Source organism: Antiquaquibacter metalliresistens (assembly GCF_029211225.1).
Lineage (GTDB): Bacteria > Actinomycetota > Actinomycetes > Actinomycetales > Microbacteriaceae > Rhodoglobus > Rhodoglobus metalliresistens.
On sequence record NZ_JARGEM010000003.1, the window covers coordinates 427,267 to 447,258 of the forward strand.

Consider the following 19,992-nt stretch of genomic DNA (forward strand, 5'->3'; position numbering starts at 1 on the left):
CATGACCGACCTGCTGGACCGCCCGCGCACCTACGAGGTGCGCACCTTCGGTTGCCAGATGAACGTGCACGACTCCGAGCGGCTCAGCGGCTCACTCGAAGCGGCCGGCTACGTGCGTGCCGTCGACGGCGACGCAGACGTCGTCGTGATCAACACCTGTGCGGTGCGTGAGAACGCCGACAATAAGCTCTACGGCAATCTCGGCATCCTGGGCAATGCGAAGAAGACCCGCGACCTGCAGATCGCGGTGGGGGGATGCCTCGCCCAGAAGGACAAGGCGACGATCCTCGAGAAGGCTCCGTGGGTGGATGTCGTCTTCGGCACGCACAACATGGGCTCGCTGCCGACCCTGCTCGAGCGAGCCCGCCACAACGGCGAGGCGCAGTTGGAGATCCTGGAGTCGCTGGAGACCTTCCCGTCGACGCTGCCCACGCGCCGCGAGTCCACCCATAGCGCGTGGGTGTCGATCTCGGTGGGCTGCAACAACACCTGCACCTTCTGCATCGTGCCCGCGCTGCGCGGCAAGGAGAAGGACCGTCGCCCGGGCGACATCCTCGCCGAGATCCAGGCGATCGTCGACGACGGTGCGATCGAGGTGACGCTGCTCGGTCAAAACGTGAACTCCTACGGCGTCGAGTTCGGCGACCGACAGGCGTTCGGCAAACTGCTTCGCGCCGCGGGGCGGATCGAGGGGCTCGAGCGCATCCGGTTCACCAGCCCCCACCCCGCGGCCTTCACCGACGACGTCATCGAGGCGATGGCGGAGACGCCGGCCGTCATGCCGCAGCTGCACATGCCGCTGCAGTCCGGCTCGGACCGCATCCTCAAGGCGATGCGCCGTTCCTACCGTTCCGAGCGGTTCCTGGGGATCCTCGACCGGGTGCGCGCGCGCATCCCGCACGCGGCGATCTCCACCGACATCATCGTCGGCTTCCCCGGCGAGACCGAGGAGGACTTCGCCGAGACCCTCCGCGTCGTCGAGCAGGCGCGCTTCGCCTCGGCCTACACGTTCCAGTACTCGATCCGCGAGGGGACACCGGCGGCGACGATGCCCGATCAGGTGCCCAAGGCCGTGGTGCAGGAGCGCTACGAACGGCTTGCGGCCCTGCAGGACCGCATCTCCCTCGAGGAGAACCAGCGTCTGGTCGGTCGCAAGGTCGAGGTGCTGGTCACCGCCGCCGACGGCCGCAAGCACGCCGAGACCGATCGCCTCACGGGGCGTGCGGAAGACAGCCGTCTCGTGCACTTCGAGGTGCCGAGCGGCAGCGCCATCCCACGCCCGGGTGACGTGGTCACGGTCGAGATCACGCACGCAGCTCCGTTCCACCTCATCGCCGATTCGGTCGACGGCGCGCCGCTGCAGGTGCGGGCCACCCGCGCGGGCGACGCCTGGGATCGCGCGGAGGCGGAGTCCTGCGCCGTTCCGTCGGCGTCGGTGACCGAGGGCCGGGTCTCGCTCGGCCTCCCCGGACTGCGCGTGGCGACCCTGCCCATCTACGACGTGAGCGACGGCCAACGCTGAGCGCCTCGCTCGTCGTCATCGTCGGGGCCACCGGCACCGGCAAGTCCGAACTCTCCCTCGAACTCGCGGAGCGCCTCGGCTCGGCCGGCCGGCCCGCGGAGATCGTCAATGCCGACGCCATGCAGCTCTACCGCGGCATGGACATCGGCACCGCCAAGGTTCCCGAGAGCGAGCGTCGCGGCATCCCGCATCACCTGCTCGATGTGCTCGAACCCACGGAGGAGGCGAGCGTCGCGCGGTACCAGGCGGATGCCCGCGCCGCGATCGAGGACATCGAGCGTCGCGGTGCGCGCCCCATCCTCGTCGGCGGCTCCGGACTCTACGTCTCGAGCGTCATCCAGGACTTCCGCTTCCCCGGTACGGACCCCGAGGTGCGCGCCCGCCTGGAGGCCGAGCTGGAGGTGCTCGGTCCGGGGCAGCTGCACGCACGGCTGCGGGAGCTCGACCTTGCGGCCGCGGAGTCGATCGGCACCCACAACGGCCGGCGCCTGGTGCGGGCGCTCGAGGTGATCGAGATCACCGGCGGCGAGTTCGGCTCCGGCCTTCCGGAGAGCGGCGAGCCTTGGCGCCCCACGCTCGTGCTCGGCCTGACCCTGCCACGCGAGCAGTTGGTGCCGCGGCTCGATGCGCGCGCGGAGCGCATGTGGGCGGATGGCCTGCTCGACGAGGTGCGTGAGCTCGAGCGAACCGGACTGGGGGTCACCGCGAGCCGCGCGATCGGGTACGCCCAGGCCCTCGCGCAGCTGGCAGGCACCCTGACGCAGCCGGACGCGATCGCGCAGACGGCCGCGCTCACCCGCCGGTACGCCCGCAGGCAGGTCGGGTGGTTCAAGCGCTACCGCGACGTCCATTGGCTGAACGCCGACGACCCCGGACGGTTCGCGACCGCGGCCTCGCTCGCCATGCGCGAGGATTGAGAGATGACCACCCTGCACTTCACCAAGGGGCACGGCACCGGCAACGATTTCGTGCTGTTCGCCGACCCGGACGGCGCCGTCGAGCTCAGCGAATCGCAGGTCGCGGCGATCTGCGACCGTCACTTCGGCGTGGGCGCGGACGGCCTGCTCCGCGCGGTCCGCTCGGAGCGCCTCTCCGACGGGGCCGCCGCCGCGGCGGCCGGGGCCGAGTGGTTCATGGACTATCGCAACGCCGACGGCTCGATCGCGGAGATGTGCGGCAACGGCATCCGGGTGTTCACCCGCTACCTGCTCGACAACGGGCTGGCCGAGTTCGGGCCCGACGGCAGCCTGCCGATCGGCACCCGCAGCGGCGTGCACGAGGTGCGCGCGGCGGCAGACGGCTTCGAGGCCGATCTGGGCACCTGGCGCCTCGACGGCGGCGAGCCGCTCGTGCGGGCGAAGGAGCTGCCGGTCGCCCGCCCGGGCCTGGGCATCAACGTCGGCAACCCGCACGTGGTCGTCGCCCTCGCGACGGAAGACGAGCTGGATGCCGCGGACCTGAGCTACATCCCCGTGCTGGAACCGACCCCGCCCGACGGTGCGAACGTGGAGTTCGTGGTCGCGGGGGAGCCGCTGGTGCAGCAGGGTGTCGGTCGCATCCGGATGCGTGTGCACGAGCGCGGCAGCGGCGAGACGCTCTCGTGCGGCACGGGCGCCGTGGCCGCCGCCCTCGCGACGCGGTACTGGGCGGGGCCGGGCGCTCCGGACCGCTGGGAGGTGCAGGTGGCCGGCGGCACCGTCGGCGTGCGGATGATCCAGGACGACGACGGTGAGCACGTCTGGCTCAGCGGACCGGCCGAGCTCGTTTTCAACGGCGCGCTCGAGGTCTGAAACGCGCCGCCGCCGGCCTTTGACGCGTCAGCGCACGATGTCGATCGGCTGCGTCATGCCCGTGCCGGACCGCCGTCGGCAGCGCAGCACGCGGTAGCCCTTGTTGGTCGCGGCGCGCACGAAGCTGAAGTCATCGGGGAACGTCGCCTGCAGCCAGCGATGCAGCGAATCGGCACCCAGGTTGCGCTGCACGACGAGCCAACCGTCCGTGCCGAGCTCCAGGCGCGGCAGCCAGCGCTCCAGCAGTCCGTGCAGCTCGTGCTTGCCCACGCGGATCGGCGGATTCGACCAGATCGTCATGAATCCGACATCCTCGGGAACATTCTCAGGCGTAACTGCTTTAATGTTCGGTATGTGGAGTTTCTCGGCGTTCGCCCGCACCAGATCGAGTGCGCGCTCGTTGACGTCCACGGCCCACACCGTCGCATGAGGTGACTCGAGCGCGAGCGTGAGGGCGATCGGACCCCAACCGCAGCCGAGATCCAGCAGGTTTCCGCCGGGAGGCGGGGCGGGCACGCTCGCGAGCAGCACCTGCGTCCCGGTGTCGACCCGCTCAGGACTGAACACGCCGCCGGCGGTGGTCACGTCGACATCGCGCCCCGCGATGCGGGTGTGGATCGTCCGCAGCTTCAGCTCACTTCCGGGGGCGGCCGAGAAGTAGTGCTCGCTGCTCATGCAGAGAACGTACACGGAACCCAGGCGCTACGACAGAACTAAGGTTGACGAAAATGACGAAAACAAGCATCAATGACGAGCCGACCGGCACCGCGAGCACCGATGCCGCGGTCGATCGCGTGCTCGCGACGTCCGAGACGCACTCGGCCGTCACCCGATTCGGCACGAGCGGTGCCCAGGCGCTGCAGCAGGACGACCACTACGAGCAGGCCCGAGACGGTGAGCAGTTCGATCGCGAGGAACGCCAGGCGCTGCGTCGCGTCTCCGGGCTCTCGACCGAGCTCGAGGATGTCACCGAGGTCGAGTATCGGCAGCTGCGCATCGAGAACGTGGTGCTCATCGGCATCTACTCGCAGGGCAATCTGCAGGATGCCGAGAACTCGTTGCGCGAGCTCTCGGCCCTCGCGGAGACGGCGGGCGCGGTCGTGCTCGACGCTCTGCTGCAGCGGCGCCCGCATCCCGACCCCAGCACGTATTTCGGCAAGGGCAAGGCGCAGGAGCTCGCGGGCGTCGTCGCCGCCACGGGGGCCGACACCGTGATCGCCGACACCGAGCTCGCTCCGAGTCAGCGGCGCGCGCTCGAGGACATCGTGAAGGTCAAGGTGATCGACCGCACCGCGGTGATCCTCGACATCTTCAGCCAGCACGCCAAGAGCCGCGAGGGTCGGGCGCAGGTCGAACTCGCCCAGCTCGAGTACCTCCTGCCGCGCCTGCGGGGTTGGGGCGAGTCGATGTCGCGGCAGGCCGGTGGCCAGGTCGGCTCCGGCACGGGCATGGGCAGCCGCGGACCGGGTGAGACGAAGATCGAGCTCGACCGCCGCCGCATCCACACCCGCATGTCGAAGCTGCGCAAGCAGATCAAGGGATTCGCACCGGCGCGGGAGGCCAAGCGCGCCAACCGCAATCGCTTCGAGGTGCCCTCGGTCGCGATCGCGGGCTACACGAACGCCGGCAAGTCGAGCCTGCTCAACCGCATCACCAAGGCGGGCGTGCTCGTCGAGAACGCGCTGTTCGCGACCCTGGATGCCACCGTGCGTCGCTCGCAGACCGCCGACGGACGCGTCTTCACCATCGCCGACACTGTGGGCTTCGTGCGCAACCTGCCTCACCAGCTCGTGGAGGCGTTCCGCTCCACGCTCGAGGAGGTGGGCATGGCGGACGTCATCGTGCACGTGGTCGACGCCTCCCACCCCGATCCGGGTGCGCAGCTGGCGACCGTGCGCGACGTGATCGGCGAGGTCGGTGCCCGCGACATCCCGGAGATCGTCGCGTTCAACAAGAGCGATCTCGCCGACGACGAGCAGCGGATGGTGCTGCGCGGGCTGGAACCGCGCGGTGTGTTCGTCTCCGCGCGCACGGGCGAGGGCATCGAGGAACTGCTCGCCAGGATCGCGGAGGAGTTGCCCGCACCGGAGGTCGAGATGACCCTCCTGGTGCCGTACGACCGGGGCGAGGTGATCTCGCGGCTGCACGTGCAGGGCCGCGTGCTCGCCACGGACTACGAGGATGCCGGCACGCGGGTGACGGCGCTCGTGCACCCGTCGCGCGTGGCCGAACTCGAGGAGTTCCGCGCGTAGCGTCGCGGCTGTCGGGCACGGTGTTTAGACTTGAACGGTCGGGCATCGTGCCCGGCAGGAGCGACCGCCGAGCCCGGCACCCGCCCATTCGGATGGTTCTCGACCGAAGGGTGCCGCAGTGAGCGCAGAGCCCGCGCACAAGCCCACGTTGTCGTACGAGCTGTACCCGCCGCGCAGCCCCTCGGCCGAAGCGGCGCTCTTCGACTCGCTCGAGCACCTGATCGCATCCGGTCCCGAGTTCATCTCGGTCACCTATGGCGCGAACGGATCCTCTCGCAGCACCTCGCTCGCCCTGCTGGAGCACCTGCTGCAGCATTCGTCGTTCACGGCGATGGCGCACCTGACGTGCGTCGGTTCGTCGACCGCCGAGGCGAGCCGTCTCATCCGCCAGTTCCTGGATGTCGGGGTCACGAGCTTCCTCGCCGTGCGCGGAGACCCGCCTCAGGGCACCAAGGAGGACGACGAGTTCCTGGGCGACTTGCGCAGCGCCGGCGAGCTCGTGCAGCTCATCCACCGCGTGCAGGCCGAACGCGTTCCGTTCTCGCTCGAGGCCGTTCCGGGGTTCCCGACGGCCAAGCGGGTCGAGAAGGGTCACAAGATCACCATCGCGGTCGCGGCGTTCCCCAACGGGCATCCGCGCTCGCGTTCGGTGGAGCAGGACCTCGACACCCTGCTGGCGAAGGAGGCGGCGGGCGCGAACCTGGCGATCACGCAGCTGTTCTTCCACGCCGATGAGTACCTGGGGTTCGTCGAGAAGGCTCGCGCTGCCGGGGTGACCATGCGTATCCTGCCGGGCATCATGCCGGTGCTCAGCTCGAAGCGCCTCGAACGCATCCTCGAGCTCACGGGCGAAGCGAATCCGGTGGGGCTCGATCGCGCGCTGCGTGCCGCCGAGACCCCCGGAGCGCAGGCCGCCGTGGGCATCGAGCACGCGACGCGGCTGGGTGCGCAGCTGCTCGAGGGTGGTGCATCCGGGCTGCACCTGTACACCTTCAACCAGCACGAGGCGGTGCTGGCGGTGCTCGAGGGCGTGGGACTCGTCCCAGCCCGGCGCGCGACCGCCTGAAACCGCTGTCCGCAGCGCCGTGGCTGCGGTGACCGTCGCTACAGCGCGCGCAGCACGGTGACGACCTTGCCGAGCACCTCGGCGTGGTCGCCCAGGATCGGCTCGAAGGCCGAGTTGCGCGGCAGCAGCCAGGTGTGGCCGTCGCGCTGACGGAAGACCTTCACGGTCGCCTCGTTGTCGAGCATGGCGGCCACGATGTCGCCGTTCTCGGCGTTCTTCTGCTGACGCACGACCACCCAGTCGCCGTCGCAGATCGCGGCATCGATCATGGAGTCGCCGACTACCTTCAGCATGAAGAGCTCGCCCTTGCCGGTGAGCTGACGGGGGAGCGGGAACACCTCGTCGATCTGCTGGTCCGCGGTGATCGGGATGCCCGCCGCGATGCGGCCGACGAGCGGCACCATCACGGCGTCGCCCACCGCCGGGGCGTTCTCCGGGGCATCCTCGGCGCTGGAGGGAAGGTCGATCAGCACCTCCATCGCCCGCGGCCGATTCGGGTCGCGGCGCAGGTAGCCGCTGAGCTCGAGCTGCCCGAGTTGATGGGTGACGCTCGAGAGGGAGGCGAGGCCGACGGCGTCGCCGATCTCGCGCATGCTCGGCGGGTAGCCGCGGGTGGACACGGAGCGCTGGATGACGTCGAGGATCGCCAGCTGCTTGTCGCTGAGGCTCGTACGGCGCCTGGTGCCGCCCGCCTTGATGTCCTCGTCCATGCCGTTCCTCCCGATGTCGGTGGTTCCTTCGAAACTGTATCCGGTTGCAGGGCGAGAAACAAACACCTGTTCGAGCGTGTCACGCCAATGTCGGTGGCTGGTTCGAACATGATGCTTGATCTTCGGCGCAATCGAAGATATGTTCGGAACACAGATTCTAAGACTTCGTATCCGGCCCTCCCGGCCGAGCGGCCGGATACGAAAACCTCGGAAGGCGGAGATCATGAGCGCAGTGAGCATCGGGTTCGGAGTGGGCGACGACGCCTTCCGTGCACCGCGACCGCGCCTTCGCCTCACCAAGCGCGGCCGCGGCGTGCTCACCACGCTCGCGGCCGCACCACTGGTCGTCGCGGCGTTCGTGTTCGCGCTCAACGGCGGCGGCGCGACGGCGAGTCTCGAGGGCTCGGATGTCGCGTTCCAGTACGTCACCGTCGATTCCGGTGAGTCGCTGTGGCAACTCGCCGAGACCATCGCGCCAGGGGCGGACCCGCGCGACGTCATCGAGCGCATCGTGCAGCTGAACCAGCTCGATTCGTCCGAGGTGTTCCCGGGGCAGCAACTCGCGATCCCCGCGGAGTTCGCGCGCTGAGACGCCCTCGGCGGAGCCTAGGCTTGTCGGGTGACCTCGCTCGACGACCTGCCCATTCGTGACGACCTCCGGGGCCTGAAGCCCTACGGTGCGCCGCAGGAGCACGTGCGTGTGCAGCTGAACGTCAACGAGAACACGCATCCGATTCCCGAGGCGGTCGCGACCGACATCGTCACGGCCCTCGCCGCCGCGGTGCTCGGCGTCAACCGGTACCCCGATCGGGAGTTCACGGCGCTGCGGGAGTCCTTGGCCGGGTACCTCGGCGGGGGCATCCTGCCCGAGCAGATCTGGGCGGCGAACGGGTCGAACGAGGTGCTGCAGCACGTGCTGCAGGCGTTCGGCGGGCCCGGCCGCAGTGTGCTCGGCTTTCCGCCCACCTACTCGATGCACTCGATCATCGCCAGCGGCACGGGAACCCGGTGGATCGCCGCCGAGCGCGATGCCGGATACGAACTGAGCCCGGCCACCGTCGTCGCGGCGATCGAGCGCGAGCAGCCCGACATCGTGTTCCTGTGCTCGCCGAACAACCCGACCGGCACGCCGCTGGCGCTCGAGACGATCGCCGCCGCCTACGACGCGCACGAGGGCATGCTGCTGGTCGATGAGGCCTATGCCGAGTTCGCCGGCGATCAGCCGACGGCGCTGAGCCTCCTGCCGGGCCGTCCGCGGTTGCTCGTGAGCCGCACCATGAGCAAGGCCTTCGCCTTCGCGGGCGCCCGCGTCGGCTACCTCGTCGCCGATCCGGCGGCGATCGACGCGCTGCGCCTCGTGCGGCTGCCCTACCACCTCTCGGCGTTCACCCAGGCGGCGGCCGTCGCCGCGCTCGCCCACGCCCCCGAGATGCTCGCGATGGTCGAAGACATCAAGACCCAGCGCGACCGCATGATCGCCGCATTGCCGGAGCTCGGCTACACGCCGCTGCCGAGCGCGGCCAACTTCGTGCTATTCGGCGGGGTGTCCGATCCGCAGCGCACGTTCCAGGAGCTGTTCGAGCAGGGCATCCTGATCCGGGACGTCGGCATCCCGCACCACCTGCGCGTCACCGCAGGCAGCGCGGCCGAGACCACGATCTTCCTCGACGCGCTCGGTAGGATCGAGCGGTGACCGCACAACGAACGGCGACCATCGCGCGCGAGACGAGCGAGTCGAGCATCCAGCTGAGCATCGACCTCGACGGCACCGGCACGTCGTCGATCGACACGGGCGTGCCGTTCTTCGACCACATGCTGACGGCGCTCTCCAAGCACTCGCTCATCGACCTGAACGTCAAGGCCGCGGGCGACACCCACATCGACGTGCACCACACCGTCGAAGACGTCGGCATCGCGTTCGGCACCGCGCTCAAGCAGGCACTCGGCGACAAGGCGGGCATCTCCCGCTACGGCGACGCGCTCGTGCCGCTCGACGAGGCGCTCGCCCAGGCGGTGGTGGATGTCTCGGGCCGCCCCTATCTCGTGCACTCGGGCGAGCCGGCCGGCTTCGAGCACCACCTCATCGGCGGGCACTTCACCGGTTCCATGGTGCGGCACGTGTTCGAGGCGATCGCCTTCAACGGAGCGCTCACGGTGCACGTGACCGTGCTCTCGGGACGCGATCCGCACCACATCGCCGAGGCCGAGTTCAAGGCCTTCGCGCGGGCGCTGCGCTTCGCCGTGCAGCCCGATCCTCGGGTGAGCGGCGTGCCGTCGACGAAGGGCAAGCTCTGATCGTGGCCCGCCCAACCGTCGCACTGCTCGACTACGGCTCCGGCAACGTGCACTCCGCGGCGAAGGCGCTCGAACTCGCGGGCGCCGACGTGACGCTCACGGCCGACCGCTCCATCGTGGAGTCCGCCGATGGGCTCGTGGTGCCCGGGGTCGGCGCCTTCGAGGCCGTCGTGGCCCAGCTCGGCGCGGTGCGCGGTGGTGCGATGATCGAACACCGACTCGCCGGCGGTCGCCCCGTGCTCGGCATCTGCGTCGGCATGCAGGTGCTCTTCGAGCACGGTGTCGAGCGAGGCAATGACACGCCCGGACTCGGGGAGTGGCCCGGCGTCGTCACGGAGCTGGATGCGCCGATCCTGCCGCACATCGGCTGGAACACGGTCGAGGCGGCCGAGCACTCGGCGCTCTTCGAGGGCATCCGCGACGAGCGCTTCTACTTCGTGCACTCGTACGCCGCGCAGCGCTGGGAGCTGCAGGTGGATGCGCCATTCCCGCAGCCGAGTCTCACGTGGTGCGAGTACGGCTCCCGTTTCCTCGCGGCGGTCGAGAACGGTCCGCTCGCCGCCACCCAGTTCCACCCGGAGAAGTCCGGGCCCGCGGGCATCCGCCTGCTGCAGAACTGGCTCGGCACGCTGTAACGCGGCGCCCGGCCGGGCGACTACTATCGGTTGTTTGTGCGCGGCATCGAGCCGCGAGAGAGACGGCAATGAGCGAGTTCAACAGGACGCCCGAACTGATCCTGCTTCCGGCGGTGGATGTCGCCGACGGCAAGGCGGTGCGGCTGACCCAGGGGGAGGCCGGCACCGAGACGAGCTATGGCGAGCCGGTGGATGCCGCGCGCGAGTGGGTCGATCAGGGTGCGGAGTGGATCCACCTCGTCGACCTCGATGCGGCGTTCGGGCGCGGTCACAATCGCAGCGTCATCCGCAAGGTGATCAAGTCCTGCCCTCGGCGCATCAACATCGAGCTCTCCGGCGGCATCCGGGATGACGCGAGCCTCGAGTCCGCGCTCGCGACCGGTGCCAAGCGCATCAACCTCGGCACCGCGGCGCTGGAGAATCCGGAGTGGGCCGCCCACGTGATCTCCGAGTACGGCGATGCGATCGCCGTCGGCCTCGATGTGCGCGGCACGACGCTCGCCGCCCGCGGCTGGACGAAGGAGGGCGGCGACCTCTGGTCGGTCATGGATCGGCTCGAGGCGGCGGGCTGCGCCCGCTACGTCGTCACCGACGTCACCAAGGACGGCACGCTCAAGGGCCCGAACCTCGACCTGCTGCGCCAGGTGATCGAGCGCACCGACCGTCCGGTGATCGCTTCCGGCGGCGTCGCGAGTCTCGACGACATCGCAGATCTGCGTGAGCTGGTACCGGGCGGGCTCGAGGGCGCCATCGTCGGCAAGGCCCTCTACGCGGGTGCGTTCACGCTCACCGAAGCCCTCGACGTCGCCGGCAACTGATGACCGATTCCGCGGGCGTTCCGTGGGAAGGTCGTCGCTTCGAACCCAACCCGAGCGCCGACGACGACGGCTCGGCCGACCCGCGGCTGATCGAGGCGGTGCGGCGGTTCCGCGCCGGTGAGCTCGGCGCACTGCAGGTCGTGCTCGCCATGCACGACGCTCGCCTGCTGCTGCCGCTCGTGACGGTGCGCGGCGACGAGGGCATCGGGGCGCACGGCCAGCTGGTCGACAAGACCCAGGAACTCTCCATCGTCACCGTCGCCGGTCCCGACGGCCGCTCGGTGCTGCCGGTGTTCAGCTCGGTCGAGACGATGCGGGTGTGGGATGCTGCCGCCCGCCCCATCCCGATCGCCGCACCCCGGGTGGCCATCGCCGCCGCTGCCGAGTCCACTCCGCTGATCGTGCTCGACCCCGGATCGCCGACCGAGTTCGCCGTGCGACGGCCGGCGCTCGAGTCGTTGGCCACGGGCATCCCGTGGCTGCCCTGTTACGAGGACGAGACCGTGCTCGAGGCGTTCCTGGCCGCCGCGGCGCCCGAAGCCGCCGTCTTGGCCGTCACCCTCGCCCCGGGGGACCCCGACGCTCGCCTGACCGGACCGGAACTCGTGGTGCGCCTCGCTCTCGAGGAGGGACTGGATCGGTCCCGCTATGACGCCGTCATGGCGCGCCTGCGGCAGCGCTGGAGCGCGAGCGACGTGATCGCGGATCGGGTGGATTCGATGAGGGTTCAGGTCGTGACGGCGTAGCGAGCCGCGCGCTTCAGCACGTGTGCCCAGCGTGGGCCTTCGCGGCGAGGTGGGCGTGTGTCGCCGGGTTCTCGTCGCTGGCCGCCAAGAGGAACCCGTCGAGATCGACTCTCTCGCCGCCGAGCCAGGTGCCGAGCACGGTCACGTTCGTGGTCAGCGTGGCGGGGTCGACCTCATAGGGATCGGCGCTCAACTCGACGAAGTCCGCGAGCTTCCCCGGAGTGAGCGAGCCGACAAGGCGGTCGCGGTTGAGGGTTCTGGCCGCGTCGATGGTGTGCGCTCTCAGGGCCGCGTCGATGTCGATGCGCTGCTCGGGCGCGTGCACCGTTCCGCTGCTGGTCTGGCGTGTGACGGCCGTCTGCACGTTGAGGAGTGGGCTGGGCGGCGAGACCGAACCGTCATTGTGGAACGACACGCACGCCCCAGACGCGACCGCGTCACTGAAGGCCTGCCAGCGAGCCCCGTGCGTCGAATCGAACATCTCGCCATCGAGGAGGTCGCCCCAGTAGTAGTACTGGAACGGAGCCATCGAGAGGTGAACGCCCAAGGCGGCGGCGCGCTCGAACTGGTCGCGACGTCCAGCGCCGACGTGTTCGATTCGCCAGCGATGATCGGTGCCGAGCAGGCCGTGCTCGCTGAGCGCGCGCTCGTAGGCGTCGAGGGCGAAATCGATCGCGAGGTCGCCGTTGGAATGGAACGACATCTGCCAGCCAAGAGGAGCGCACTCGTCGAGAATCGCATCGACATCGTGCCGACCGTAGTTCATCGAAGCCTCGCCGCCGGCGGTCGCAGGATCGATGCCCGCACGATGGGTCGTCTCGGTTGCGAGGTACGGGAACGAGATCGCCACGTTGCCGATCCAGGGGGAGCCGTCCGTCCACAGCTTCACGCCCTGCTTGACGAGCAGGCGATCGCCGGCATCGAAGGCGACCGGCTCCGTGTATCCCTCCGCGGTGGAAACCTGCCACATGCTGACCCGCAACGGTACGCCGGGAAGGGCGGCGAGCGCCTCGTACCCGGCCATGAGGTCGGCGGAGTAGGTCATGTCCGAGGTCGAGGTGATGCCCGCTCGCGCCATCAGGGCGTAGTACTGCGCCGCGCTGGAGAGCATGTTCCCGCCCAGTTCCAGGAGCACTGGCCCGAGTACGAGGGTGTTCGCAGGCACCTCGTAGGCCTTGCCGTCCAGCGCGCCGCTGGCTGTCCGCCCGAAGCGACCGCCCACGGGATCCGCGGGCACCGCGACATCCCAGCCGTTCTTGGCGATGAGGGCCGAGGTGAAGTAGGTTCCGTGTCCGGAGTTGTCCGCGACGACCACGACCCGGTCGCCGAAGATCTCGTCGAGGGTGGCCGCGTCCGGTGCCGGTCGGCCGTGCAGCAGGGCGTCGAATCCGTTGAAGACCAGGGGCAGCGAGGGCTCGCTCGCCGCGGCCGTCGTGGTGAAGATGGTCACGACATCGGCCCAGGTGGATGCGACCCAGGGGGCAATCGAGACCGCGGGCGCCTGGGTGGTCACCCCGCTGACGAACGGGTGGCTGTGCGGCTCGACGAACCCGGGCAGCAGCACCTGGGCGCGGGTATCGACCACGGTCGCACCAGGAAGTGCCGCCCGGCACTGTTCGAGGGTGCCGACGGCGACGATGGTGTCGCCCGACACCGCGACCGCCTGGGCCCGAGGCAATCGGTCATCCATCGTGATGATCGAGCCGGCCGTGAGAATCGTCTCTGTCATGGCTTCAGCCAATCATGTGGGAGGGAGCTGGTTCGTCGGCGAGCCCGAGGAACTCGTCGACCGGCAGCGTCGCCTGGCGTCGCCGCAACAACAGCACGATCGCTGCCGCGGCCACCGCGATCACGATGGCGCTGACCACCGCGGTCGAGACGAACGCCTGGGCGTAGATGTCCGCAAGGCTCGCGTGGTCGATCGCGCCGAGGGTCGAGTCCGTCGTGGTTCCGGTGGCCAGGTATGAGGTGATCGCGTCCCACGACCCGTCCCCGGAGATCGCTCCAGCGCTCGCGGTGTGCACCCCGTTGAGCGTGAAGATGCTCACCAGCACCGTCGTTCCGGTGAGGCCGAGTGAATAGCCGAACTGGCCCACGGCGGTCTTGCTCGAGGTCACGGGGCCGAAGAATCGCGCCGGCGCGAGGCTCAGGTAGAGGTTGCCCTGCACCATTGCGACCATCGTCACGCCGAATCCACTCAGCAGCAGCATGGGGACGAAGACGAGATAGCTCGAGTCGGCCCGCACCAGCAGCAGCGTGAGCAGCGCGGCAACGATGAGAACGCATCCGATGAGGCAGATGGCTCCCGCCGACATCCCCGCCTTGATCAGCCGGCCCGCAACGATCGCAGCGATGACGGCGACGACCACGGTCGGCAGGCTGGCGATGCCGACCAGGGCGGTGGGCATGTGCATGATGTATTGCCAGAAGTTCACTGCGGTCTGGCTCGATGCCGAACTGGCGAAATTGAAGATGACGCCCATGAGCACCGCGGCCAAGAACGCCGGATGGGTGAGCAACTTCACAGGGAACACCGGGTTCGCCGCGCGGGCGCCGTAGATGCCGAACGCGACGAGGGCAACGATTCCCAGCGCGATCGGCAGCCAGAATCGCGGGTTCTCGAGCCCGGAGCTGGCGGCGCTGATGCCCACGAGGAGCCCGGCCACGCCGAGGGCGATGAGCAGCATTCCGACGTAGTCCACCTTGCCGGTGGCCACTCGGGCGACATCGGGCAGCATGCGCAAGGTCAGCGGGAACACGATGAGCGACACCACGGGGAGGATCAGGAACGCCAAGCGCCAGTTGATGGCGGCAAGCGGGCCGGTGATCACGACCACGAGCAGCGGGAAGACCGTGTTGACGATGTTGAACTTGGCAAGAGCCGGGCCGCGGTCCTCCACCGAGACGATGTCCTTGATCATGCCGTACGCCGCCGCGAAGGTGGTTCCGAGCGCGACCCCGGTGATGACCCTGCCCAGCAGGAACAGCATCGAATCGGGGCCGAGGGCCGTGATGATCTGCCCGACCGAGGCGAGTATCAGCGACATCGCCAGCAACTTGCGCCGACCGAGCCGATCGGCGAGCACTCCGCCGGGGATGACGGTTGCCGCGAGCGCGAAGGTCGAGATGCCCGCAGCGAGCGACTGGAGCGAGGCCGTGAAGTTGAGCTCGTCCGAGACCTTCACGAGCGTGAGCGTGGTGATCAGGGGGTCGGCGACCTGAATGGCGCCGAGCAGCCCGAGGAGGAGGATCTGCGCCGTCCGTGTGCGTTGCGTGGTCGTCATAGGAAGCTCAACACCTCGTCGCCCCAGGCGAGCCGCACCTCTCGGTCGAGGTCATCGACGACGCTGTCCCGCTTGTCGATCACGAGCGTCGCGCGCTCGCCAGCGCCATCGGCGCCGGTCTCGTACCTGGGCCACTCGGGTTCGCCGTGCGGGCCGTTGGGCACCCCGTCCACCGCGAAGGTCAGCCAACGCGTCTGCATCCGCTCCGAGATGGCCTTTCCGGTGGAGAGGCCACCGAGTTTGAACGTGATGTCCTTGGGGCCGCTCACGAGATTGCCCCACAGGTAGGGCAGTTCGGTGGCGTGCGTCGCACCGATGCCCAGCAGCCGCAGCATGGGGGTGGCCCAGTCGAAGCGGTAGAGGTACACCGGGGCGACGCGGCTGTGGCCCTCCGCGAGCCACAGCGTGGGCATCCGGAATCCGACATCTCGGGCGACGCCCAACCCCTTTGCCTTCAGACTCAGGCCGCTGTACGCCGATCCAACTTGCGCCTCGCTGGGCAGGGTCAGTTCGGGATGTTCGGCGGCGATCCCCGCGAACATCTTCATGATCGTCTCCGACTGAATCGGCATCAGCGGCGACTTCATGAGTTTGAACAAGCCGGCCTCGTCCTTGTTCGTGCCGATGATCAGGGGCACGGGGTGCGCAAGCCCGTCGCGGAAGCGGGTCACGGGATAGTCGGGAACGAGATCGCCATCCACGATCGGTGCAAAAGCGAGTGTTCCCGGGTATTCGGTCGGCACCTCGCGATACACGGCGAAGCCCGCATCCACGATCTGCTCGACGGGAAGTTCGCGCAGCCGCGCAACCGCGGTTGCCGTGATCGACACCGTGTCGAGGAACATCTGCGCGACCGTCGCGGCCCTCGCGGTGTCGTACACGGATGTCGCGGGGGAGCTCTCTGCGATTGCTCTCGCGAACAGGCCCTCGCTGCTCGGCGTGGTCATCAATGTCGTCACGAGCCCACCGCCCGCGGACTCGCCGAACAGCGTGACGTTCTTCGGGTCGCCGCCGAACGCGGCGATGTTCTGTTGCACCCAGTTGAGGGCGAGCAACACATCGCGAAGCGCCAGGTTGGAGTCGAAGACATGCTCGCCGGAGTCGAACGAGGACAGGTCGAGGAACCCGAGGGCTCCAACGCGGTAGTTGACGGTCACGACGATCACATCGCCGCGAGTCACGAAGTGGTGCGCGTCGAACATCCTCTGGCTCGAGGCCCCGAAGATGTAGGCACCGCCGTGCAGCCACACCATGACCGGGCGTGGTTCGGGTGACTCACTCGCCGTCGGCGCGAAGACGTTGAGGGTCAGGCAGTCCTCGCTCTGCACCGCGCCGGCACTCAGGTCGATGATCGCGTTCGCCGGCTGAGGGCTGACCGCGCCGTACTCGGTGGCATCGACGATCTCGGTCCATGGCTCGGGCGGTCGGGGTGAGCGCCAGCGCAGTTCTCCGACGGGTGGTGCCGCGTAGCGCACGCCCTTCCAGGCGCGCACGAGTCCGTCGTCGGCACCTTTCACCGGACCAGACCCGGTGGTGACGATGAGGCTGGGATCAGTCTCGAGGGTGTTCTGCTCGGCCATGGATGTGTTCCCCTTTTCGGCGTGCCAGCTACTTCAGGACGAGGTGGAGCACGTTGCCCGCCTGAACGGCGAAGAGCAGCGCGAAGACGACCGTCATGATCACGGCATTGTGGGCGATGAGTTCGACCTTGATCGAGCGCAGTGCGCGAGTCACCTTCACGGAGCCGCTCGCCGCCAGCACCGTGGGCACGATCATTCCAAGAGATGCGGCCAGAGCGAAGATCAGGCTGATGATCACGGACGCGCCAGCGCCGAGGCCGGCCGCACCGATATGGGCTCCAGCCTTCAACTCCAAAGGAAGGTTCTTCGCGTTGGTGATGGCCATGAGCGCGGCGAGTCCAGCGGCTTGCAGCCCCGACATGGAATCGATCGCGCTCAACCAGCTCGGCTCTTTCGCGGATTGCCCCGGCCCGGGACGCGAGCGCCAACTCACCACCGCGAGGATGAGGAAGCCGATCGAGAGCACGATGCCCAGCACGAGCACGACCGTGTCATCCCCGGTGGCGGATTGCGTGCCCACGCTGTGCGTCGTCAGGGCCGCGACAACGGTCACCGCGAAGATGACCGCCAGCGCCGAGAGGGTGAAGGCGATGCCATTGAGCCTCGCACGCGGGGACAGCAGCACCGCGATGATGGCAGCGATCGGCAAAGGGCTGATGATGATCGCCATCGCCAGAGGGGGCAACTGCTGTATCAGCTCGTCCACGGTCAGGCTCCGTCCCCATTCGGTGCTCGAATCGGGTTCATCGACGTCTGCCGTTCCCCCAATTCCCCCGGCGCTCACGGTAGCGATCTGGCATGCCCGGGGCTCGACGATGTTCGGGTATTACGACACGGTGACGGTCACGGTGCTGGGATCGTGACGGTCAACACGACGTCGACGTCCTGCTCGCGAAGTGTCACGGTGGCGCGTCTGCCCAGATCGGCGAGTCCGACACCGGGCTCGCTCGGGGCCGCGCCCGGTGCCGAAAGCGTTCCGGGGGAGCGCACCACCAACCGCACCTCAGTTGGGGTCTGCTGCGACACGAGCAGGCGCACGTGTGCCTTCGGTTCGCTTGCGTGCCGCACCACGTTGCTGAGCGCCTCGGAGAGTGCGTCGATGGTCACGGCGCTGCGCACACTGTCCGTGGCCAGCAGGTCCCAAGCTTCCGGGGCGGCTTCGAAGTCGAGGTCGATCGCACTGCGCCAGGCCGCCACCACCCGCAGGGTGCTCTCGCGAACCGCCGCGGGACGTCTCGAGATGGACGCCTCCGGGCGTCGGAGCATCTCGAGAACCCGATCCCGGCTGTTGTCGAGGTCGTCGCTTCCCGCGAGTCCGCGCTGGAGTCTGAGCGCGGTCGCTATGAGCTCGCCCTGCACTTCGGAGTGGAGAATCCGGGCGGCATGTTCGCGCGCGTCAACCAGTCGCCCCCGAGCGTGGGCGGCGTGCCGATCCCGCTCGCCGATCGCGCGAGCCAGGCTCGCCTCGGCCTCCCGCAAGCCCAGCACCACGGCGCTGCCGAGCGCCGTCGCGGCGGCCACGAGCGGGTAGCCGATGAGGTTCACGGCGAAGTACGGTCCGTCGTGTCCCAACAGGCTCCCGAGCACCGTCGAACTGAGCCCAATCACGGCGCCCACCGCCGCGGAGCCGAGGATGATCGCACCGAACCAGACCCCGAAACCCCACCGCCGCGGACTCAGCCGCCCCACGGCCATGCCGCCGAACACGCCGATCAGCAGGCCCGCGCCGACCATCGCGGCCGCGGTGGACGGCCCGGCATTCGAAACGAGCGCGGGCAGCGTCACCGCCAGGTAGAGCACGGGGGCGAGCCAGGCTGGTATCGGGCTCGGACGCAGCGCCAGCCCCGGCGGGGGCTGGTTCTCGCCGGCGCTTGTGGACAGGGCATCCCACGCCGCACGCTCATCGGGATGGGACTCCTGCTCGAACAGCCGATGGCTGAGCGGACGCACCACGTCGTTGGAGAGTTCGCGCAGTGTTCGAGCCTCTTCGTCGGCATCGAACGGTTTCGTCGCTGAGGACGCGAGGGCGGCCACGACGACGCGCTCGGCCTCCGCCAGGAGATCGCGGGCGAGCGCGCCGAGATCACGTTCGTCGACCTGGCGAGCCTCGTCGAGCGCCCGTTCCACTCGCCTCAGCCGCGACTGCACCTCGCGGTAGCGCCGCACACCGTGCACGACGACACCGCAGAGCGTCAGCGAGACCACGGTGAAGATCACATTGGTCGCGATCCGTGTTGACATCGACCCGTCGAACACCTGCCGTCCCACGAGGATCTGCATGCCGTCCACAGTCAGTGGGCGAACGGCGCCGATCACCACCATCGCGGCGATGGCGAAGACACCGCGTGGGTTGGGGCGGGAGATCCGTCGTTCGACCAGTGCGGCAATGAGGATCAGGATGCCGGTGAAGCCGTGGGCCGTCGCGGCGATCGTCACCCCAGTCACGCGCTCTGTTGCAGTCGCCGCCGCATCGTAGCCACCGAGCACGGTGACGCAGACGGGGGCCATCGCCAGCCACGCCCAGATCGTGAACACGCCGCCGCCCGCGATGGCGGGCCACAGCGCGCGGACAGATGACGATGGGTGCAAGCTCACGGGGCTGCGTCGTCGACGGGCGTGCCGAATGCACTGATGTAGCGGTTGCTCGACGCGACTCGAGGATTCACGGTCGGGTCGGAGCCGACCCCCAGGGTGTCGAAGATGCGAGTGATCGTGCGCTCGACCGCTCTCAGTCCTCGTCCACTGCGCCGGGCGATCTCCGCGTTGGAATGACCGCGCGCGATCAGCGCCAGGACCTCCAGCTGGGTGCGGGTCAACTGCATCAGCTCTCCCTCGCCGTCGGTTTCGGCGCTCGTGCCACCCAGGCGTCGGGGACTTGCTCGGAGGGCGACATCGACCACGCGAGCCAGCTCGGCACCCGAGGTGAGGGACGCCTTGTTGACGAAGTGGGCATCGGTGAGTGCCTTGACCGAGTGTGGTGCCGAGGCCGCCCGCGGGTAGTTGCTCAGGTAGACGACGGCGAGATACGGTGCCCGCTGGCGCGCGATGAGCGCAGCCTCTGCGCCGTCCGGACGCGATCCCAGATCGAGATCGGTGACCAGGGCATCCGGATCGACATCGTCGAGTGCGTCGAGGGCCGATGTCGCGTCGGCATGCGCGCTCACCACGAAGCCGGCGGACTCGAGGGACTCGGCGATGAGCGCACGCATGAGCGGGTGGTCTTCCACCAGCAGGACGGTGCGACTGCCCATTTCCGTCACACCTGAAGCGTAGGACACGAGGGCATGTCCTCCA

At 68.9% G+C, this 19,992-nt stretch carries 19 protein-coding genes; 11 read left to right on the top strand and 8 right to left on the bottom strand.

The features are described 5' to 3' along the window. Position 1 precedes the first annotated feature (1 nt). From miaB to dapF, 3 genes are read left to right on the top strand one after another with little or no spacing between them, the layout of a single operon-like run. Positions 2-1,522, top strand: a complete 1,521-nt coding sequence (miaB, locus tag PYV02_RS07720) for a tRNA (N6-isopentenyl adenosine(37)-C2)-methylthiotransferase MiaB (RefSeq protein WP_275757812.1) — start codon at positions 2-4, stop codon at positions 1,520-1,522. Further along, positions 1,519-2,439, top strand: a complete 921-nt coding sequence (gene miaA / locus PYV02_RS07725) for a tRNA (adenosine(37)-N6)-dimethylallyltransferase MiaA (RefSeq protein ID WP_275757962.1) — start codon at positions 1,519-1,521, stop codon at positions 2,437-2,439. The genes miaB and miaA overlap by 4 nt, the downstream gene beginning before the upstream one ends. A 3-nt stretch (positions 2,440-2,442) precedes the next feature. Beyond that, positions 2,443-3,312 carry a diaminopimelate epimerase gene (gene dapF / locus PYV02_RS07730; RefSeq protein WP_275757814.1) on the top strand — a complete coding sequence of 290 codons (870 nt, stop codon included), beginning with the start codon at positions 2,443-2,445 and terminating at the stop codon, positions 3,310-3,312. 27 nt (positions 3,313-3,339) lie between these two features. Here dapF and PYV02_RS07735 read toward each other — a convergent pair whose 3' ends face one another. Then, positions 3,340-3,987: a class I SAM-dependent methyltransferase gene (locus PYV02_RS07735; protein WP_275757816.1), complete on the bottom strand. Its 648-nt coding sequence runs from the start codon at positions 3,985-3,987 to the stop codon at positions 3,340-3,342. A gap of 53 nt (positions 3,988-4,040) precedes the next feature. Between PYV02_RS07735 and hflX the strand changes: the two genes are divergently transcribed. Together hflX and PYV02_RS07745 are read left to right on the top strand one after the other, a co-directional pair. Continuing rightward, the gene (hflX, locus tag PYV02_RS07740; RefSeq protein WP_275757818.1) at positions 4,041-5,564 is read left to right on the top strand and encodes a GTPase HflX; all 1,524 of its coding nucleotides are present in this window, start codon (positions 4,041-4,043) and stop codon (positions 5,562-5,564) included. 118 nt (positions 5,565-5,682) lie between these two features. Beyond that, the gene (locus PYV02_RS07745) at positions 5,683-6,630 is read left to right on the top strand and encodes a methylenetetrahydrofolate reductase (RefSeq protein WP_275757820.1); all 948 of its coding nucleotides are present in this window, start codon (positions 5,683-5,685) and stop codon (positions 6,628-6,630) included. A 38-nt stretch (positions 6,631-6,668) separates the two neighbouring features. Here PYV02_RS07745 and lexA read toward each other — a convergent pair whose 3' ends face one another. Continuing rightward, complete coding sequence (gene lexA / locus PYV02_RS07750; protein WP_275757822.1) at positions 6,669-7,340, bottom strand: transcriptional repressor LexA; 672 nt, start codon at positions 7,338-7,340, stop codon at positions 6,669-6,671. 223 nt (positions 7,341-7,563) lie between these two features. On the opposite strand from lexA, the gene PYV02_RS07755 reads away from it, so the two are divergent. The 6 genes from PYV02_RS07755 to PYV02_RS07780 all read left to right on the top strand — a co-directional run bounded on the left by PYV02_RS07755 (position 7,564) and on the right by PYV02_RS07780 (position 11,834). Then, on the top strand, positions 7,564-7,929 hold the full coding sequence (locus tag PYV02_RS07755) for a LysM peptidoglycan-binding domain-containing protein (protein ID WP_275757824.1): 366 nt from the start codon (positions 7,564-7,566) through the stop codon (positions 7,927-7,929). A 30-nt stretch (positions 7,930-7,959) separates the two neighbouring features. Then, the gene (locus PYV02_RS07760) at positions 7,960-9,033 is read left to right on the top strand and encodes a histidinol-phosphate transaminase (RefSeq protein WP_275757826.1); all 1,074 of its coding nucleotides are present in this window, start codon (positions 7,960-7,962) and stop codon (positions 9,031-9,033) included. Further along, positions 9,030-9,635 carry an imidazoleglycerol-phosphate dehydratase HisB gene (gene hisB / locus PYV02_RS07765; protein ID WP_275757827.1) on the top strand — a complete coding sequence of 202 codons (606 nt, stop codon included), beginning with the start codon at positions 9,030-9,032 and terminating at the stop codon, positions 9,633-9,635. Before PYV02_RS07760 ends, hisB begins: the two co-directional genes overlap by 4 nt. After that, positions 9,635-10,270, top strand: a complete 636-nt coding sequence (hisH, locus tag PYV02_RS07770) for an imidazole glycerol phosphate synthase subunit HisH (protein ID WP_275757964.1) — start codon at positions 9,635-9,637, stop codon at positions 10,268-10,270. The genes hisB and hisH overlap by 1 nt, the downstream gene beginning before the upstream one ends. 68 nt (positions 10,271-10,338) lie before the next feature. Next, positions 10,339-11,088, top strand: a complete 750-nt coding sequence (gene priA, locus PYV02_RS07775) for a bifunctional 1-(5-phosphoribosyl)-5-((5-phosphoribosylamino)methylideneamino)imidazole-4-carboxamide isomerase/phosphoribosylanthranilate isomerase PriA (RefSeq protein ID WP_275757829.1) — start codon at positions 10,339-10,341, stop codon at positions 11,086-11,088. Further along, a complete protein-coding gene (locus PYV02_RS07780; RefSeq protein WP_275757831.1) occupies positions 11,088-11,834 on the top strand; it encodes an SseB family protein in 747 nt (248 codons plus the stop codon). Before priA ends, PYV02_RS07780 begins: the two co-directional genes overlap by 1 nt. A gap of 13 nt (positions 11,835-11,847) precedes the next feature. Here PYV02_RS07780 and PYV02_RS07785 read toward each other — a convergent pair whose 3' ends face one another. From PYV02_RS07785 to PYV02_RS07810, 6 genes are all read right to left on the bottom strand, one after another. Further along, positions 11,848-13,563 (bottom strand): amidohydrolase, encoded by a 1,716-nt coding sequence (locus PYV02_RS07785; RefSeq protein WP_275757833.1) that lies wholly within the window; start codon positions 13,561-13,563, stop codon positions 11,848-11,850. A 4-nt stretch (positions 13,564-13,567) separates the two neighbouring features. Beyond that, entirely contained in the window at positions 13,568-15,118 is a 1,551-nt protein-coding gene (locus PYV02_RS07790) for an MFS transporter (protein ID WP_275757835.1), read from the bottom strand. Further along, complete coding sequence (locus PYV02_RS07795; RefSeq protein WP_275757836.1) at positions 15,115-16,698, bottom strand: carboxylesterase/lipase family protein; 1,584 nt, start codon at positions 16,696-16,698, stop codon at positions 15,115-15,117. Before PYV02_RS07795 ends, PYV02_RS07790 begins: the two co-directional genes overlap by 4 nt. A gap of 28 nt (positions 16,699-16,726) precedes the next feature. Next, on the bottom strand, positions 16,727-17,404 hold the full coding sequence (locus PYV02_RS07800) for a GAP family protein (RefSeq protein WP_275757839.1): 678 nt from the start codon (positions 17,402-17,404) through the stop codon (positions 16,727-16,729). Positions 17,405-17,541: 137 nt separating this feature from the next. Further along, positions 17,542-19,293 carry a sensor histidine kinase gene (locus tag PYV02_RS07805; protein ID WP_275757841.1) on the bottom strand — a complete coding sequence of 584 codons (1,752 nt, stop codon included), beginning with the start codon at positions 19,291-19,293 and terminating at the stop codon, positions 17,542-17,544. After that, positions 19,290-19,949, bottom strand: coding sequence for a response regulator (locus PYV02_RS07810; RefSeq protein ID WP_275757966.1), 660 nt, complete (start codon positions 19,947-19,949; stop codon positions 19,290-19,292). The genes PYV02_RS07805 and PYV02_RS07810 overlap by 4 nt, the downstream gene beginning before the upstream one ends. Between the last annotated feature and the right edge of the window lie 43 nt (positions 19,950-19,992).

What these genes read in the sequence shown, in the direction of transcription:
- miaB (WP_275757812.1), top strand. Translation starts at nt 2, where the DNA reads ATGACCGACCTGCTGGACCGCCCGCGCACCTACGAGGTGCGCACCTTC.
- dapF (WP_275757814.1), top strand. Translation starts at nt 2,443, where the DNA reads ATGACCACCCTGCACTTCACCAAGGGGCACGGCACCGGCAACGATTTC.
- PYV02_RS07735 (WP_275757816.1), bottom strand. Translation starts at nt 3,987, where the DNA reads ATGAGCAGCGAGCACTACTTCTCGGCCGCCCCCGGAAGTGAGCTGAAG.
- hflX (WP_275757818.1), top strand. Translation starts at nt 4,041, where the DNA reads ATGACGAAAACAAGCATCAATGACGAGCCGACCGGCACCGCGAGCACC.
- lexA (WP_275757822.1), bottom strand. Translation starts at nt 7,340, where the DNA reads ATGGACGAGGACATCAAGGCGGGCGGCACCAGGCGCCGTACGAGCCTC.
- PYV02_RS07755 (WP_275757824.1), top strand. Translation starts at nt 7,564, where the DNA reads ATGAGCGCAGTGAGCATCGGGTTCGGAGTGGGCGACGACGCCTTCCGT.
- priA (WP_275757829.1), top strand. Translation starts at nt 10,339, where the DNA reads ATGAGCGAGTTCAACAGGACGCCCGAACTGATCCTGCTTCCGGCGGTG.
- PYV02_RS07780 (WP_275757831.1), top strand. Translation starts at nt 11,088, where the DNA reads ATGACCGATTCCGCGGGCGTTCCGTGGGAAGGTCGTCGCTTCGAACCC.
- PYV02_RS07785 (WP_275757833.1), bottom strand. Translation starts at nt 13,563, where the DNA reads ATGACAGAGACGATTCTCACGGCCGGCTCGATCATCACGATGGATGAC.
- PYV02_RS07790 (WP_275757835.1), bottom strand. Translation starts at nt 15,118, where the DNA reads ATGACGACCACGCAACGCACACGGACGGCGCAGATCCTCCTCCTCGGG.
- PYV02_RS07795 (WP_275757836.1), bottom strand. Translation starts at nt 16,698, where the DNA reads ATGGCCGAGCAGAACACCCTCGAGACTGATCCCAGCCTCATCGTCACC.
- PYV02_RS07810 (WP_275757966.1), bottom strand. Translation starts at nt 19,949, where the DNA reads ATGGGCAGTCGCACCGTCCTGCTGGTGGAAGACCACCCGCTCATGCGT.